Origin of the sequence: Ectopseudomonas oleovorans (assembly GCF_003052605.1) — a bacterium.
In the GTDB taxonomy this organism is placed as follows: Bacteria; Pseudomonadota; Gammaproteobacteria; order Pseudomonadales; family Pseudomonadaceae; genus Aquipseudomonas; species Aquipseudomonas oleovorans_A.
In genome coordinates, this window is sequence record NZ_QASO01000078.1 from 23727 (window position 1) to 39101 (window position 15375).

15 protein-coding genes are annotated in these 15375 nt (G+C 61.3%); 6 read left to right on the forward strand and 9 right to left on the reverse strand.

The features are described 5' to 3' along the window. A complete protein-coding gene (locus DBO86_RS13255; protein WP_104726944.1) occupies positions 1-1026 on the reverse strand; it encodes a DUF5924 family protein in 1026 nt (341 codons plus the stop codon). Positions 1027-1165: 139 nt separating this feature from the next. On the opposite strand from DBO86_RS13255, the gene DBO86_RS13260 reads away from it, so the two are divergent. Both DBO86_RS13260 and DBO86_RS27405 read left to right on the forward strand, forming a co-directional pair. Then, positions 1166-1459 carry a DUF1883 domain-containing protein gene (locus tag DBO86_RS13260; protein WP_003460213.1) on the forward strand — a complete coding sequence of 98 codons (294 nt, stop codon included), beginning with the start codon at positions 1166-1168 and terminating at the stop codon, positions 1457-1459. A gap of 88 nt (positions 1460-1547) precedes the next feature. Beyond that, positions 1548-1634: a small membrane protein YohP gene (locus tag DBO86_RS27405; RefSeq protein ID WP_442873392.1), complete on the forward strand. Its 87-nt coding sequence runs from the start codon at positions 1548-1550 to the stop codon at positions 1632-1634. A gap of 41 nt (positions 1635-1675) precedes the next feature. On the opposite strand, the gene osmE is transcribed toward DBO86_RS27405, so the two are convergent. Continuing rightward, positions 1676-2011, reverse strand: a complete 336-nt coding sequence (gene osmE / locus DBO86_RS13265; RefSeq protein WP_003460211.1) for an osmotically-inducible lipoprotein OsmE — start codon at positions 2009-2011, stop codon at positions 1676-1678. A 152-nt stretch (positions 2012-2163) separates the two neighbouring features. Further along, positions 2164-5874, reverse strand: a complete 3711-nt coding sequence (metH, locus tag DBO86_RS13270) for a methionine synthase (RefSeq protein WP_108233892.1) — start codon at positions 5872-5874, stop codon at positions 2164-2166. Positions 5875-6026: 152 nt separating this feature from the next. On the opposite strand from metH, the gene DBO86_RS13275 reads away from it, so the two are divergent. After that, complete coding sequence (locus tag DBO86_RS13275) at positions 6027-8303, forward strand: fatty acid cis/trans isomerase (RefSeq protein WP_108233893.1); 2277 nt, start codon at positions 6027-6029, stop codon at positions 8301-8303. Between the two features lie 142 nt (positions 8304-8445). Continuing rightward, positions 8446-9030 carry a Fe-S biogenesis protein NfuA gene (gene nfuA / locus DBO86_RS13280; RefSeq protein ID WP_108233894.1) on the forward strand — a complete coding sequence of 195 codons (585 nt, stop codon included), beginning with the start codon at positions 8446-8448 and terminating at the stop codon, positions 9028-9030. A 50-nt stretch (positions 9031-9080) separates the two neighbouring features. Here nfuA and DBO86_RS13285 read toward each other — a convergent pair whose 3' ends face one another. Together DBO86_RS13285 and DBO86_RS13290 are read right to left on the reverse strand one after the other, a co-directional pair. Then, entirely contained in the window at positions 9081-9308 is a 228-nt protein-coding gene (locus DBO86_RS13285) for a DUF1272 domain-containing protein (protein ID WP_108233895.1), read from the reverse strand. Between the two features lie 101 nt (positions 9309-9409). After that, complete coding sequence (locus tag DBO86_RS13290) at positions 9410-9679, reverse strand: hypothetical protein (RefSeq protein ID WP_003460201.1); 270 nt, start codon at positions 9677-9679, stop codon at positions 9410-9412. 404 nt (positions 9680-10083) lie between these two features. Between DBO86_RS13290 and DBO86_RS13295 the strand changes: the two genes are divergently transcribed. Together DBO86_RS13295 and DBO86_RS13300 are read left to right on the forward strand one after the other, a co-directional pair. Then, positions 10084-11295 (forward strand): sigma-54-dependent transcriptional regulator, encoded by a 1212-nt coding sequence (locus DBO86_RS13295; protein WP_208630450.1) that lies wholly within the window; start codon positions 10084-10086, stop codon positions 11293-11295. Between the two features lie 68 nt (positions 11296-11363). After that, complete coding sequence (locus DBO86_RS13300; RefSeq protein WP_108233896.1) at positions 11364-11831, forward strand: DUF3429 domain-containing protein; 468 nt, start codon at positions 11364-11366, stop codon at positions 11829-11831. On the opposite strand, the gene DBO86_RS13305 is transcribed toward DBO86_RS13300, so the two are convergent. Genes DBO86_RS13305 through DBO86_RS13320 form a run of 4 tightly spaced genes read right to left on the reverse strand, consistent with a single transcriptional unit; the run spans position 11799 to position 15223 of the window. Then, a complete protein-coding gene (locus DBO86_RS13305; RefSeq protein WP_108233897.1) occupies positions 11799-12350 on the reverse strand; it encodes an AAA family ATPase in 552 nt (183 codons plus the stop codon). The genes DBO86_RS13300 and DBO86_RS13305 overlap by 33 nt on opposite strands. Then, on the reverse strand, positions 12347-12916 hold the full coding sequence (gene pnuC, locus DBO86_RS13310; RefSeq protein WP_108233898.1) for a nicotinamide riboside transporter PnuC: 570 nt from the start codon (positions 12914-12916) through the stop codon (positions 12347-12349). The genes DBO86_RS13305 and pnuC overlap by 4 nt, the downstream gene beginning before the upstream one ends. A gap of 50 nt (positions 12917-12966) precedes the next feature. Beyond that, positions 12967-13581, reverse strand: a complete 615-nt coding sequence (locus DBO86_RS13315) for a hypothetical protein (protein WP_208630453.1) — start codon at positions 13579-13581, stop codon at positions 12967-12969. 7 nt (positions 13582-13588) lie between these two features. Beyond that, on the reverse strand, positions 13589-15223 hold the full coding sequence (locus DBO86_RS13320; protein WP_108233899.1) for a methyl-accepting chemotaxis protein: 1635 nt from the start codon (positions 15221-15223) through the stop codon (positions 13589-13591). Positions 15224-15375: the final 152 nt, after the last annotated feature.

Consider the following 15375-nt stretch of genomic DNA (forward strand, 5'->3'; position numbering starts at 1 on the left):
TCACTTGGCCGTGGCAGCGACCACGTCGAAGCGCAGTATGCCGATCATCTGCCCGGCTTCGGTGACGACCCGCACCTGCCAGCGGCCTTCGGGGGAGGCCGGGAAGTTGAGTTTGTGCGTCCAGGCGCGATAGCCCTCCTTGCGCCCGCCGTTGATGTCCAGCGCAATGCGGTCGACTTCCCGGCCGTTGTGCTGCCAGACGTGGTAGATGCGTTCGTTGAGGCCGCGTGGGGCGTTGATCGAGGTGTAGGCGTAAAGCCCATCATCGCGCAGCTGTTCCGGGCTGATCTGTTGCAGGCTATCGCCTGGCATGCGTTGTTCGCCATCGAAGCGATCGCTGATCGCCACCTCGGTCAGCCATAGCGTTGCCGGCGGCACCCAGGCCCGCGCTAGCCAGCCGGCGCTGGCCATCGCCAGAGGCAAGGCGGCCAGCAGCACAATGCGTCGCCAGCCGGTGAAGCCGATCAGGCCGGGCAGGCTCGGCAGCGCCAGCAGCGTGGCGATCAGCAGGGCAATGCGGTAGCTCTGTGGAGTGCTGAGGTGAAAGATGATCGGCAGCGCGGTCAGCATCACCGCGAACAGCGCCAGGCTGTGAAAGATCAACAGCAACCAGCGCCTGGGCGCCAGCCAGCGGTAGTAGATCGGGTCGGTGATAGAGGCCAGGGCGGCGAGCGCCAGCAGGCCGCTGAACAGTAACTGCCCACTGTTCCAGGTGGTGGTGATGAAGAAGAACGGCAAGACGAAGAACAGACTTTCCTGGTGGATCATCTGTGTGCCGTAGCGCAGCAGCGGCAACGGCAATTCGAAGCCGAAGCGCCGGGCAATGCGCTCGCGCAGCAGGTTCTCCAGAATCAGCCAGACCCAACTGACCAGCAATACCACGCCCAACACTTTGGCCAGGTGCGCCTGGCGGTCGACCAGGAGAAAACTGGCCACGCCCGAGCAGAAGCCGAACAGGGCGACCAGACCTGGGTAACGGCGCAGCAGGGCGATCAGCGTGGGGATGAGGTCGAGTACGACTTTCATGGCAGCGACAAATGGCAGTGTTGGGCGCGCATCCTAGGTAGCGCGAGCCTTGGCTGCAAGCGAGTCGTCAGCTGCGCTGGCGGTGCCGGGCAGCTTGCGGCACTATTGCGCCCCCGTTTCACCACCGAGTCCGAAAACGATGAAATTCATCCATCAACGCGAGCATCTGGAAGAGGGCGATCTGGTGGTCATCCAGTGTTCGCAGCCCTGCAACATCCGCCTGATGAACGATGCCAACTTTCGCGCATTCAGGAACCGTGGCCGGCACAGTTACCACGGCGGCGCCTTCATCAAGTTCCCGGCGAAGATCCGCGTGCCCTCCAGTGGTTTCTGGAACATCACGCTGGATACCGTCAGTCGTCGTGCGGTGAGCGTGACGCGCAAGCCGCAGATGGAGTACAGCATCAAGATCGTCCGTCGCCCGGGCGCCTGATGCTTGCCGCTGCAGGTGAAGAAAAAAGCTAAACGCTGACTGCCAGGCCGAGGTCACAACTGGTGAGCCTCGAAAAAGGAGAGTCAGCATGCTGAAGTTTCTGGGCGGTACCGTCGGTATCATTTTCATCATCGGCCTGATCGTGGTGGTGGGATTGCTCTCACTGATCTTCTAGCCAATGAATGGCCCCGCTGCGTGCAGCGGGGCTGATCGCATTCAGAGCCTCTTGCGCTGGTTGCCCTGGTGCTGCTCGCAGGTCATGAAGCCCTTGCTGTCGACCCGGCCGTTGACGTCGAAGTCCACGTAATAGGGCTGTTCCAGGCCGTCGACATTCAGCACATAGTTGTTGCAGGTGCCGCCTGTGACGCTGTTGCGCACGTCCGAAGAGGGTGGCCCACCGAGGGTGCGTACCTGTTCCTGAGTCATGCCGTGGTCGACCTGCTTGACCAGTGGCTCATTGCGGAAAGTCAGGTAATCGGCCGGGTTCTCGAAGGTCGAGCAACCGCTCACCGCGGCCGCTACGGCCAGTACTGCAAGGCTGTGCTTGTACATGTCATCGCTCCGTCGATTGAGCCGAAATGGCTCGACATGTTTTGGAGCCGCGCCCGTGCATGAGAGTTCGAGTTTTTCGATGATCGGCGCTAGTCGCGCCTCGTTCGTCGCTGCATGAATGAAAAGAGCCCGCGATTGCGGGCTCTTTCGCATCAGTCGTCGTAGCCCAGGTTAGGCATCAGCCAGCGTTCGCTGACGGCGATGTCCTGACCCTTGCGCTTGCTGTACTGCTCGATCTGATCCTTGTCCACCTTGCCCACGGCGAAGTACTGCGCCTCGGGGTGGGCGAAGTACCAGCCGGACACTGCTGCCGCCGGGAACATGGCGTAGTGCTCGGTGAGGAACACGCCGCTCTTGCCGGCCTTGTGGTAGTCAGCTTCGGGGTCGAGCAGCTTGAACAGTGTGGCTTTCTCGGTGTGATCCGGGCAGGCCGGGTAGCCCGGGGCAGGGCGGATGCCCTTGTACTGCTCGCGGATCAGCGCTTCGTTGTCCAGTTGCTCATCCCTGGCGTAACCCCAGTAGTCCTTGCGCACACGTTCGTGCAGCCATTCGGCACAGGCCTCGGCCAGGCGGTCGGCCAGGGCCTTGACCATGATCGAGTTGTAGTCGTCGCCCTTGGCCTCAAAGGCCTTGGCCAGCTCCTCGGCACCGATGCCAGCGGTGGTGATGAAGCCGCCGACGTAGTCGGTTACGCCGCTTTCCTTCGGCGCGACGAAGTCGGCCAGCGACAGGTTCGGCTTGCCGTCGGGCTTGATGGTCTGCTGGCGCAGGTGGTGCAGGGTGGCCAGGGGCTTGCCGTCGTTACCATAGACTTCGATGTCGTCATGGGCGACCTGGTTGGCCGGCCAGAAGCCGAATACCGCGCGGGCCTTGATCAGTTTCTCGTCAATCAGCTTTTTCAGCATCGCCTGGGCATCGGCGAACAACGCGGTGGCGGCTTCGCCGACCACTTCGTCGGTGAGGATGCGTGGGTACTTGCCAGCCAGGTCCCAGGAGATGAAGAAGGGCGTCCAGTCGATGTATTCGGCCAGGGTCGCCAGGTCGATGTCGTCCAGCACCTGGGTGCCGGTGAAGCTCGGCTTGGGCGCGACGTAGCCGTTCCAGTCGAAGGTCGGCTTGTTGGCGATGGCGTCGGCATAGCCCAGGCGCTCGGTGCGCGAGGCGCGGGCCGAGGTGCGTTCACGCACCACCACGTATTCGTCGCGGGTCTTGCGCACGAAGTCGGCCTTCAGCTCCTTGGACAGCAGCTGGGTGGCCACGCCGACGGCGCGCGAGGCGTCGGTGACGTAGACCACCGCGTCGTTGCTGTACTGCGGGTCGATCTTCACCGCGGTGTGGGCCTTGGAGGTGGTGGCGCCGCCGATCATCAATGGCAGGGTGAAGCCCTGGCGCTGCATTTCCTTGGCGACATGCACCATCTCGTCCAGCGAGGGAGTGATCAGGCCGGACAGGCCAATGATGTCGCACTTCTCGGCGATGGCGGTCTGCAGGATTTTCTCCGCCGGCACCATCACGCCGAGGTCGACGATGTCGTAGCCGTTACAGCCCAGCACCACGCCGACGATGTTCTTGCCGATGTCGTGCACGTCACCCTTTACGGTCGCCATGAGGATCTTGCCCTTGGCTTCCGGCTTGTCGCCTTTCTCCGCTTCGATGAAGGGAATCAGGTGCGCCACGGCCTGCTTCATAACGCGGGCAGACTTGACCACCTGGGGCAGGAACATCTTGCCCGAGCCGAATAGGTCGCCGACCACGTTCATGCCGCTCATCAGCGGCCCTTCGATCACCTCGATCGGGCGCGCGCATTGCTGGCGGCATTCTTCGGTGTCTTCGACGATAAAGGCGGTGATGCCTTTGACCAGCGCGTGTTCCAGGCGCTTGTCCACCGGCAGCGAGCGCCACTCCTCGTTCTCGACTTCCTTGGCCGCGCCGTCACCCTTGTATTTGTCGGCGATGGCCAGCAGTGCCTCGGTGGCACCGTCGTTACGGTTGAGTACCACGTCCTCGACCGCATCGCGCAGCTCTTTGGGAATCTCGTCGTAGATCTCCAGCTGGCCGGCGTTGACGATGCCCATGGTCAGGCCGTTCTGGATCGCGTAGTAGAGAAATACCGAGTGGATCGCCTCGCGCACCGGGTTGTTGCCGCGGAACGAGAACGACACGTTGGACACGCCGCCACTGGACAGCGCATAGGGCAGGTTGTCGCGAATGAAGGCACAGGCTTCGATGAAGTCCACGGCGTAGTTGTTGTGCTCCTCGATACCGGTGGCGACGGCGAAGATGTTCGGGTCGAAGATGATGTCTTCCGGCGGGAAGCCGACTTCATTGACCAGAATGTCGTAGCTGCGCTGGCAGATTTCCTTCTTGCGCGCGGCGGTGTCGGCCTGGCCGACTTCGTCGAAAGCCATCACCACCACGGCGGCGCCATAGCGCTTGCACAGCTTGGCGTGGTGCTTGAACTGCTCGACGCCTTCCTTCATCGAGATGGAGTTGACGATACCCTTGCCCTGAATGCACTTCAGGCCCGCTTCGATCACCTCCCACTTGGAGGAGTCGATCATGATCGGCACGCGCGAGATGTCCGGCTCGCCGGCGATCAGGTTGAGGAACCTGACCATGGCGGCCTTGGAGTCGAGCATGCCTTCGTCCATGTTGATGTCGATCACCTGAGCGCCGGCTTCCACCTGCTGCAGGGCGACTTCCAGTGCCTCGGTGTAGTTCTCCTCGCGGATCAGGCGGGCGAACTTGGCCGAGCCGGTGATGTTGGTACGCTCGCCGACGTTAACGAACAGCGAGTTGCGGTCGATGGTGAAGGGCTCGAGGCCCGACAGACGGCAGGCCTTGGGAATCTCTGGAATGGCGCGAGGCTGGTACTTGGCCACGGCTTCGGCAATCGCCTGGATATGCGCCGGGGTGGTGCCGCAGCAACCGCCGATGATGTTGAGAAAGCCGCTGGCGGCGAACTCTTCGACCACCGCGGCCATTTCTGCCGGGCTCTCGTCGTATTCACCGAAAGCGTTGGGCAGGCCGGCGTTGGGGTGGGCGGACACATGGGTGTCGGCCTTGTTCGACAACTCTTCTAGGTACGGGCGCAGGTCTTTGGCGCCAAGGGCGCAGTTCAGGCCAACGGAGATAGGGTTGGCGTGGCGCACCGAGTTCCAGAACGCCTCGGTGGTCTGGCCAGACAAGGTACGGCCAGAGGCGTCGGTGATGGTGCCGGAAATCATGATCGGCAACTCGACGCCGTCTTCGTCGAACACTTGCTGCACGGCGAAGATCGCCGCCTTGGCGTTGAGGGTGTCGAAGATGGTCTCGATCAGGATCAGGTCGGCGCCGCCTGCGATCAGACCACGCGTGGCTTCGGTGTAGTTGTCCACCAGTTCATCGAAGGTAACGTTGCGGTAGCCGGGATCGTTAACGTCAGGGGAAATCGAGCAGGTGCGGCTGGTCGGGCCAAGCACGCCGGCGACGAAACGCGGGCGATCCGGGGTTTCCAGGGTCTTGGCGTCGGCCACTTCACGGGCTACCCGGGCACCGGCGACGTTCAGCTCATAGGCCAGGCCTTCCATGCCATAGTCGGCCTGGGATACTTGGGTGGCGTTGAAGGTATTGGTTTCCAGAATGTCGGCGCCGGCATCCAGGTAGGCTTTCTCGATGGCAGCGATGATCTGCGGCTGGGTCAGCAGCAGCAGGTCGTTGTTGCCTTTGACGTCGCTCGGCCAGTCGGCGAAGCGCTCGCCACGGTAGTCGGCCTCTTCCAGCTTGTAGCTCTGGATCATGGTGCCCATGCCGCCGTCGAGGATCAGGATGCGCTCCTTCAGGGCTTGCTGGAGGGCTTGGAGGCGGGCGCTGCGATCGGACATGAGAACTACCTGAGCAAAGCGGAAACAAAGGTGGGCGATGATAGCAAAGCTGCAGGGTTCTGGAGCACTAGCGGGCTTTTCATGAATTTCATTCATGTTGCTGGAAGCGCCGTCTCGTTAGAATTGCCAGCATCGCACTCAAGGACGTGGTCATGCTCAAGCCCGCTGCTCTGTTTTTCCTTTCTTTCGCAGCTGGCCTGGCCCGTGCGGAAGCGATTTCCTATGTCGATGACGTCCAACCGATCCTCACCCACAAGTGCGTAGCCTGCCATACCTGCTACGACGCGCCGTGCCAGCTCAATCTCGGTAGCGGTGAGGGCATTGCGCGCGGCGCCAGCAAGCAACTGGTGTACGACGGTACGCGCAGCAAGGCGCAAGCGACCACTCGGCTTTATCTGGATGCACAGGGCGAGGCGGCCTGGCGCCAGCGCGACTTCCATTCGGTGCTCGATGGCGGCAACGGCCAGGCTGCGCTGATCAAGCGCATGCTGGAGCTGGGTCGCAGCCAACCGCTGGAGCCCAATGCCAAGCTCCCTGACAATCTCGATATCGCCATCACCCGCAGCAACAGCTGCCCATTGCCGGGGGAATTCGCCGCCTATGCGCAGAAGAATCCCCATGGCGGCATGCCGTTCGCCGTGACGGGGCTGAACGATGACGAGTACGCCACCCTGGAACAGTGGCTGGCCCAGGGTGCGCCGGTCACCGAGCAGGCGCTCACGCCCAGTGCAGTCGAGTTGCGCCAAGTGGAGCAGTGGGAAAATTTCTTGAATGCGCCCGGTGCGCGGCAGGATCTGGTTGCGCGCTGGCTCTACGAGCATTTGTTCCTCGCGCATTTGCACTTCGAGGGCGGTGAGCCTGGGCACTTCTTCCAGATGGTCCGTTCGCGTACCCCCAGCGGCAAACCCATCGATCCTATCGCCACGCGCCGCCCCAACGACGATCCGGGCACCGAGTTCTACTACCGGCTATGGCCGATCCAGGGCGTGATCGTGCACAAGACGCATATCACCTATCCGTTGGATGACGCCAAGCTGGCGCGGGTCAAGGAGCTGTTCTTCGGCGAAGACTGGGCGCTGGATGCTGTCCCCGGTTATGGCGCACAACGTCGCGCCAATCCCTTCGAAACCTTCGCCGCGATTCCGGCGCGTGCGCGCTATCAGTTCATGCTGGATAACGCCGAGTACTTCGTGCGCACCTTTATCCGTGGTCCGGTGTGCCGCGGGCAGATCGCCACTGACGTGATTCGCGACAACTTCTGGGCCGTGTTCCAGGCGCCCGAGCACGATCTCTACATCACCGATGCCAATTACCAGCGCGAGGCCACGCCGCTGTTGGCCATGCCTGGCCAATTCGACGATATCGGCGATCTGTTGGGCCTGTGGCGCAACTATCGCGACAAGCGCAACGATTACGAGAACCTGCGCAAGGACGCTTACGCCGACGCACCTCCTGCGGACTGGGCACATATCTGGAGCGGCAATGACAACGCGCTGCTGTCGATCTTCCGCCAGCACGACAGTGCCTCAGTGCGCAAAGGCCTGCTCGGCGAGATTCCGCAAACCCTCTGGTGGATGGATTATCCGCTACTGGAGCGCACCTACTACCAACTGGTGGTCAACTTCGACGTGTTCGGCAACGTCTCGCATCAGGCGCAGACGCGGTTATATTTCGATCTGATCCGCAATGGCGCCGAAGTGAACTTTCTGCGCCTGCTGCCGGCGCGCTCACGTGAGGCCTACCTGGATGACTGGTATCAGAACAGCGGCAAGTTGAAGATGCTGCTGGACTACACCTCAATTGATCATCGTTCACCAAGCGCCATTGGCCTGACTGGTGACGATCCGAAGAAGCAATTTGCCGAGCAACTGCTGCAGCGCTACGCCAAGATCAACGCGAGTCCTGACCCGATCAACCGCTGCACGGGCGCACAGTGTTATCGCGACGGTTTGCCCAGGGAGCTGCAAGATGTCGAGCAGACGTTGGCGCGCCTGGCCAGTCGTCCGGCGGGCGGCTTGCGGGTGATCGATCAACTGCCAGAAGCGACAATGTTGCGGGTAGAGCTGAGCGATGGCTCGCGCGAGATCTACAGCCTGCTGCGCAACCGTGCGCACAGCAATGTGGCGTTCATGCTGGGAGAGGAGCTGCGCTATCAACCGCGCCTGGACACCCTGACCATCTACCCGGAAGTGTTGAGCAGCTATCCGAATTTCCTGTTCACGGTCAAAGCGGAGGAGATGGATGCCTTCGTCAAGCAGATGGAAGCTGTCAGCGACGCAAAGTCCTTCGAGCAAATCGTCGAGCGCTGGGGTGTACGGCGCAGTCATCCCGAGTTTTGGCGCTATTTTCACGATCTCGCCGAGCATATTCGCGAAACCCAGCCGTTGGAGGCAGGCGTGCTGGATATGAACCGCTACCAGAACCTCTAAACGCGCCGGAGCGCACGTGAAGTGCGCTCCAGATTGCTTGTTGCATGACGACTATGGCTGCGATCAATTCCTACTAATTTAGTTGGACTTTAACCGGGCGGCGCTCTGGCGTACACTGCGCACATGTTCGCGAGGAGTTGCCATGAGCGCCATCATCATTACCCAAGCTGCCGAAGATTACCTGGCCGAGCTGCTGAGCAAGCAGGACACTCAGGGTATCGGCATCCGAATTTTCATCACTCAGCCAGGTACGCCTTACGCGGAAACCTGCATTGCCTACTGCAAGCCGGGTGAGCAGAAGCCTGAAGACACCGCCGTTGGCCTGGCCAGTTTCACCGCCTGGATCGATGGCGTCAGTGAGCCTTTCCTGGAAGACGCAGTCGTCGACTATGCCACCGATCGCATGGGCGGCCAGCTGACCATCAAGGCGCCGAACGCCAAGGTGCCGATGGTCAACGAAGACAGTCCGCTCAACGAGCGCATCAACTACTACCTGCAGACCGAAATCAACCCTGGCCTGGCCAGCCATGGCGGCCAGGTGACGCTGATCGACGTGGTCGAAGAGGGCATTGCCGTGCTGCAGTTCGGCGGTGGTTGCCAGGGTTGTGGCCAAGCCGACTACACCCTCAAGGAAGGCATCGAGAAAACCCTGCTCGAGCGCATTCCTGAGCTCAAGGGTGTGCGTGACGTGACCGACCACAGCAATCGCGAGAACGCCTACTACTGATAGGCGTCTTGCACATGAAAAAGGGGCGACAGGAGTCGCCCTTTTTCATTTCAGGCCTTGAGTACACGTTTGCTGGAGGCGGGGAAGCGTTCGAGCTTTTTGGCCGGGTGAATCGGCCGTTTTACCAGTTCGCCACCGCAGTTCGGGCAGCGTAGCGCCAGGATGGATTCGGCGCAGGAGCGGCAGAAGGTGCACTCGAAGGAGCAGATCAAGGCGTCAACACTGGACGCAGGCAGATCGCAGTCGCAGTTCTCGCAGTTGGGGCGCAGTTCAAGCATGGCGCGAGACTAAGCAAAGTGGGTGATCGCAGCAGTCTGCAATCGCTGGCGGCCAAGCGTAACGGGCAAATCTGGGGGCGCGCAAGGCGCCCCGACGGGGTTCATTCCGGCATGCTCCAAGGTGCCAGGTCAAAACCCTGGCTGCGCAGCTCATCACGGGAGCGCTGCAGCGCGTCTTCCAGCTGTTGCGGGTCGCTGTAGGTGGCGCTGGACAGCTGGGTGCGGCCGAGCAGGCGGGTGTTGGTGCGGTCGATGACGCTGATGCTGACGACGCCGGTGCCGTCCTGCGGAGCCCAGGCCACGCACTGGAACGGGCGGAAGGCACGATCGGCAATCAGCAGGGCTTCGTTAAAACGCAGCGGTGTGTTCATGGGGTCGGTTTCTCCGAGTTGTTCCCAACAATCAATGGCGGCCAACAGGTTATTGATGTTGGCCTTTCAATGTTGTTGATGAACTCAGCAGACCCCTAAGTCACACATGGCTGAAAAAAGTTTTATTACCGGCGTAGTGTGCCTTGATAAAAACTTTTGGCGTCTCGCCGGCTACAACTTTCTACTGCGAAAGTTCCACCTCTGTTTCTTGCGTAACTGGCCGCCCTGCATACTGTTGGCAAGATGCCATCGCGTTGATCATGAAAACTCTGCAATAACCAGTAGGAACAATGCATATAGAGAAATGATCCATGAAGCGTCAAAGTTCTTGCTAGCTTTACGCTTGCGAGCGCCAAATTGTTGTTTTTATTGGAATTACAAAATAATGGCGCCAAGGATGGAGTATGTTGGAGGCTGTTTCCGTCGCATCCCGGCAATTACTGATGCTCGATCCTTTCGATGCATGCGAAGCGCTGCTTCAACCATTGCAGGCCGCTGGCTGGTCAGTGCGGCACTGCACGCCAGAAACGCTCAACGGCCATTCAGGTGATGCATTCCTGCTTCACCTCGATCAGCGACCGAGTCATGCATTGCTCAAACAGCTGCAACTGACGGGACTGGGTTGCATCGTGCTGGCGGATGCCGAGCGATTGAGGCAGATCGGCAGCGAAGAGCTGATCGGCGAATGGTGTTTCGCCGCGCTGACATTGCCGGGGACAATGTCCCGCTTACTGGAAACCTTGCAACAGGCGCAGGCAGCCACTCGCTTGCGCAGATTGAAAAGCGGACGACAACTGCCGCAGTACTTGGGCAATTGCGGTGCAGCGCGCAGTCTGCGTCGGCAGCTCGATCGCCTGAGCCGTATCGAAGGGCCGCTACTTGTCAGCGGGGAACGTGGTAGCGGCAAGCACCTTCTGGCCCGCTTGCTCCATCAGCGCTCATCCTTTGCTGCTCAGGCCATGCGCGCTATCGACTGCGCCGAGCCTCTTGATGAGGCCGCTCTCGCCGCATCGAGCGTTACCAGTGTACTGCTCGAAAACGCTTCCCTGCTTTCTGCGGCTGACCAGCAAAGGTTGCTGGACTACCTGCAGCGCCATCCTCAAGCACATCTATTGACCCTGGACCGAGGCGAGTTGGTGCAGGCACTGCAGCAGGGACGTTTCAGGCGGGATCTGTTTCATCAATTGGCGGCGCAACAGCTACAAACGCCGAATCTGCGCGAACATCCAGGCGACCTGTCGCTGCTGGCCGAGCATTTCGCCAAACAGCACGGGGCGATGATCGGGCGGCATCATCGGCGTTTCAGTGAAGAGGCGATCACCGCCATGATCAGCCATCCCTGGCCAGGCAATGTGCGTGAGCTGCGCAATCGCGTGATACGCGCACTGGTGCTGGCTCAAGGACGACAGATTCTTGCAGCCGACCTTGGCTTGCGCCCGGCACAGGCCAGCATCGACGCTCCGGTAACGCTGGAGGACTACATACTGCGGGCCGAACGGCAGGCGCTGAACGACGTCCTGGGCCGCTACGCCAACAACATGAGCCAGGCGGCGCGGACGCTCGGGGTGTCTCGGCCAACTTTCTATCGCTTGCTGCACAAGCATCGCCTGCGCTGAGGCTCATGGCTGTAACGCTTGAGAAACACTGCTAAGGTGCTCGCACACCTATCGCCAAGGAGATCGTCATGCACCCGTTCGACGCCGAGAAGCCGCCGCAACTGGCCGTGTTGCTGGGTTATGCCGGATTGGTTCCATTCGTTGGCGGTGCGCTGGGTATCTGGGTGATTCCCATGGGCTGGCGGCCTTTCGTGCTGGCTGCGTTGCTGGGTTTCGCAGCCGTGATCCTGGCTTTCATGGGCGCCATCCACTGGGGGCTGGCGATGCGGGCGGAGGAAACCGACGAGAATGCCAAGTTGCAATTGGGGCTTTCGGTGATCCCGCCCTTGTTGGGCTGGGCTGCATTGGCTGGCGGACTGCCGATGGGCTTGTCGCTACCGATTTTCCTTTTTGCCTTTATCGGCCTGTATCTGGCAGACATGCACGCGGTACGCGTTGGACTGGCGCCGCAATGGTATCCGGCACTGCGTACGCCGTTGACGCTGGTGGTGTGCCTGAGCCTGTTAGTGGCTTGGGCCAGCGTTCTGATCCGCTGAGCCGAGCAGCGTTGCGACCTGCTTCAGCGCTGCCTGGCGTCGCTCGTCCCAGCCACCAGAAAGTTCGCAGAAACGCTGCCCGTTACCCTGCAGCCAGCCCCGGCAAGCCTGATGAAAAGCCTGGCGCTCTGCCAACTGTGGCTGGCAACGCTGGCCATCTTCGACCCAGGGCACGCCAGCGGGGTCGAGCAACAGATGCTGGTCGTAGTGACGCGCCAGCAATTCGGCCTCCAACCACTGCGGACAGTCGCCAAACAGGCACCGGCTCCAGAGCATGTTGCTCAGCAGGTGGGTGTCGAGGATCAGCAGCGGCGGTCTGGCTGCCCGCGCCGCGTCCTCCCAGGCCAGCTGGCCGCGCGCGATCTCTGCGATGTCGGCGTAACAGGTATCGCGCTGCTGCTCAGCGATGAAATGGCGCACGTACTCGCCCACCACCACGCCACCGAAGCGTGCCTGTATGTGCGCCGCCAGACAGCTTTTGCCGCTGGACTCCGGCCCGGTCAGCACCAGTACTTTCATGGCGCGTACTGCAACGCCGGGTCGCGACGCCAGCTCAGCCAGCCGCTGACGGCCAATGCGGTGAAAGCAGCGTAGAGACCAGCAGTAAGATACAGCTCGCTATAGAGGAAGAAGGCCACATAGCAGAGGTCTACTACCACCCAAAGTGCCCAGCATTGCAGGCGTTTCTGCGCCATCCACAGCTGCGCGACCAGGCTGAAGGCAGTCAGGGCCGAATCCAGCCAGGGTGAGCTGGCGTCGGTGTAGGTCACCATGAGATAGCCGAGCAGCCCGGCACCCAGCGCGCCGATCAACAGTCCAGTCAGGGCTGCGAGCATGCCCAGGCGGCTGACCTTGCGCCCATCATGGCGTTCGCCGCCACGGGTCCACTGCCACCAGCCGTAGAGCTGCAGCGCGGCGAACAACAGTTGCAGAAGCAGGTTGGAGTACAGGCGCCAGTCATAGAACAGCCAGGCGTAGAGCAACACCATCACCAGGCCGATGGGCCAGCACCAGGGGTTCTGTCTCACCGTCAGCCAGACCGCGACGATGCCGAGCCCGGCAGCAACGAGTTCGAGCCAGGACATCCGGCGTCCTCAAATCAGAAAAGGGTGGCGATTGTACTGATGCCGGCGCTTCAGCACACCAGGCTGTCGGCTTGTCGATAGAGCATCAGCAGCTTGCGGGTGATGGTTTGCTGGATGTCGTCGCGCTCGAAGCTCGACAGCCGCTCCAGGCGCGCGAGTTGCAGGCGATGCAGGTGGATATAGGGCATCTGCTGGTCGAATTCGCGCAGGTCGCCCTTCATCAGCACCGGCAGGAACAGATCACCGATTTTCTTCTGGTTGCTGATGATCTGCGCCAGTGCCGGTTTGAAGGGCATGGTCTTGGGCGCAGGCCCATCGTCCTTGATCTGGGGGCTGAGCAGGACCCCGGTTTGCCCAGAACCTTGCCCGGCAACACGCACAGACCCGTCTTGCGGATGGCCTGGCTGTCGATGCCGTGCAGGGTGTCGTGGAAGGCATAGGGGTTGGGCAGCACCACCATCTTGCGACCGAGGTCGGTGGGGAAGTGCAGGCTGTAGTTGGTGTACAGCTGCCCCCACCGATTCGGAATAGACGCACAGGCGATTCTCGAACAGCTTGATGAAACGCTCGGCCAGTTTGCGGCGGGCCATGCTGTCCAGGTCCCAGATCAGGTCCTGGTTCTGCGGCCGACTGAAATCGACCTCCTGATGTTGCATGCTGCTCATGCTCGACTCATACGCGGAATTGCCCAAGCAGACGATTGAGCTGGTCGGCCAGCTGTTTCAGGTGCTGGCTGGCCGCGCTCGACTGTTCGGCAGCCTCGGCGGTGTTGTGGGCCAGTGCTGCCGTCTGCGTGACGTTCTGATTGATGTCTTCCACCACGTGGGATTGCTGCAGGGTGGCGCTGGCGATCGAGGCGTTGAGCCCGGTCAGGTTGCGTAGCGATTGGGCGATCTGGGCGAGACTCTCACCGGCCTGGCTGGCCTGCTCCACGGTCAGCTGGGAAGCGCGGCTGCTTTCGTTGATCACCTTGACGGCGGCCTCGGAGTTGCCTTGCAGGCGCTCGATCATACCCTGAATTTCAGCGGTGGACTGCTGGGTACGTTGTGCCAGAAGCCTCACTTCGTCCGCGACCACGGCGAAACCGCGGCCCTGCTCACCGGCGCGGGCAGCCTCGATGGCGGCGTTGAGGGCGAGCAGGTTGGTTTGCTCGGCGATGGAACGGATCACCTCCAGCACGCTGCCGATCTGCGTGCTCTCGCTGGCCAGTGATTGAATCACCTCGACGGCCTTGTCGATGGTGCCCGACAACTGATCGATCTGGCGCAGGCTCGCCTCGATGTTCTGCTGGCCCTGGCTGGCCTGGTCCTCGGCGGTATGCATCTCGCTGGAGGCGTGTTCGGCGTTCTTCGCTACGTCCTGCACGCCGTAGGTCACCTCGTTGACGGCGGTCGCCACCAGCTCCATCTGCTGCGCCTGTTGCTGGCTGTGGCGCTGCGCTTCGCTGGAGATGTCGCCAAGCGAGCGGGCAGCCTGATCGAGCGACCCCGCTGAATCGAGCATCTGCCGGATCACATGACGCAGCTTCGCGGTGAAGGCATTGAAATAGGTCGCCAGGGCGGTCAATTCGTCACGCCCATGGGTGTCGAGGTTACGAGTCAGGTCGCCTTCGCCGCTGGAAATGCTGGCCATGGCGTCCACTGCGGCCTGCAGCGGCTGCACGATGCTGCGAGTGATCAGCACCACCAGTCCAGTCAGCAGCAGGGCGATCAGCAGACCGATGCTCATGGCTTTCACCGCCTGGGCTCGGAACTCCACCTGTACATCATCGACATAGACCCCGGAGCCGATGATCCAGCCCCAGGGCTGGAACAGCTCGACGTAGGAGATTTTCGGTACCGGGTCAGTGGCGCCAGGTTTCGGCCAGCGGTAGTCGACCTGGCCGGCCCCCTGGCTGCGGGTGATGGCGACCATCTCGTTGAACAGCGCCTTGCCGTCCGGATCCTTGAAACCGGAAAGGTTCTGGCCCTCGAGCTTGGCATTCATCGGATGCATGAGCATGACCGGGGTCTGGTCGTTGATCCAGAAGTACTCCTGGCCGTCGTAGCGTAAACCGCGCACCACTTCCATGGCCTGCTTCTGCGCCTCTTCGCGGCTCAGGCTGCCGGCGCTTTCCAGGTCATAGAAGTGCTTGAGAATACCGGCCGCGCTCTGCACCACATGCTCGGTCTTTTCCGATTTGCCGGCGTAAAGATCGGTGTGGATCTGGCGCAGCATGTAGGCGCCCTGCAAGATCAGCGTCAGAATGGCCAGCGCCAGGATCAGCCATAGACGGCGGCTGATGGGAAGACTACGTAAGCTGTTCATGGACGAATTCCTGATTGTTGTAATTGTCGGCTTCAGGGCTGCCTCGAAGGGCGCAGAGCAATACTGTCACATCGAGGCATTATTCACTCTAGTTGTCTGATAGCATTTCGGCAGCCCGGCGTAGAACTGAATGAGCACCGGGCTAGACCGTT

What these genes read in the sequence shown, in the direction of transcription:
- DBO86_RS13255 (WP_104726944.1), bottom strand. Translation starts at nt 1,026, where the DNA reads ATGAAAGTCGTACTCGACCTCATCCCCACGCTGATCGCCCTGCTGCGC.
- DBO86_RS13260 (WP_003460213.1), top strand. Translation starts at nt 1,166, where the DNA reads ATGAAATTCATCCATCAACGCGAGCATCTGGAAGAGGGCGATCTGGTG.
- DBO86_RS27405 (WP_442873392.1), top strand. Translation starts at nt 1,548, where the DNA reads ATGCTGAAGTTTCTGGGCGGTACCGTCGGTATCATTTTCATCATCGGC.
- osmE (WP_003460211.1), bottom strand. Translation starts at nt 2,011, where the DNA reads ATGTACAAGCACAGCCTTGCAGTACTGGCCGTAGCGGCCGCGGTGAGC.
- metH (WP_108233892.1), bottom strand. Translation starts at nt 5,874, where the DNA reads ATGTCCGATCGCAGCGCCCGCCTCCAAGCCCTCCAGCAAGCCCTGAAG.
- DBO86_RS13275 (WP_108233893.1), top strand. Translation starts at nt 6,027, where the DNA reads ATGCTCAAGCCCGCTGCTCTGTTTTTCCTTTCTTTCGCAGCTGGCCTG.
- nfuA (WP_108233894.1), top strand. Translation starts at nt 8,446, where the DNA reads ATGAGCGCCATCATCATTACCCAAGCTGCCGAAGATTACCTGGCCGAG.
- DBO86_RS13285 (WP_108233895.1), bottom strand. Translation starts at nt 9,308, where the DNA reads ATGCTTGAACTGCGCCCCAACTGCGAGAACTGCGACTGCGATCTGCCT.
- DBO86_RS13290 (WP_003460201.1), bottom strand. Translation starts at nt 9,679, where the DNA reads ATGAACACACCGCTGCGTTTTAACGAAGCCCTGCTGATTGCCGATCGT.
- DBO86_RS13295 (WP_208630450.1), top strand. Translation starts at nt 10,084, where the DNA reads ATGTTGGAGGCTGTTTCCGTCGCATCCCGGCAATTACTGATGCTCGAT.
- DBO86_RS13300 (WP_108233896.1), top strand. Translation starts at nt 11,364, where the DNA reads ATGCACCCGTTCGACGCCGAGAAGCCGCCGCAACTGGCCGTGTTGCTG.
- DBO86_RS13305 (WP_108233897.1), bottom strand. Translation starts at nt 12,350, where the DNA reads ATGAAAGTACTGGTGCTGACCGGGCCGGAGTCCAGCGGCAAAAGCTGT.
- pnuC (WP_108233898.1), bottom strand. Translation starts at nt 12,916, where the DNA reads ATGTCCTGGCTCGAACTCGTTGCTGCCGGGCTCGGCATCGTCGCGGTC.
- DBO86_RS13315 (WP_208630453.1), bottom strand. Translation starts at nt 13,581, where the DNA reads ATGAGCAGCATGCAACATCAGGAGGTCGATTTCAGTCGGCCGCAGAAC.
- DBO86_RS13320 (WP_108233899.1), bottom strand. Translation starts at nt 15,223, where the DNA reads ATGAACAGCTTACGTAGTCTTCCCATCAGCCGCCGTCTATGGCTGATC.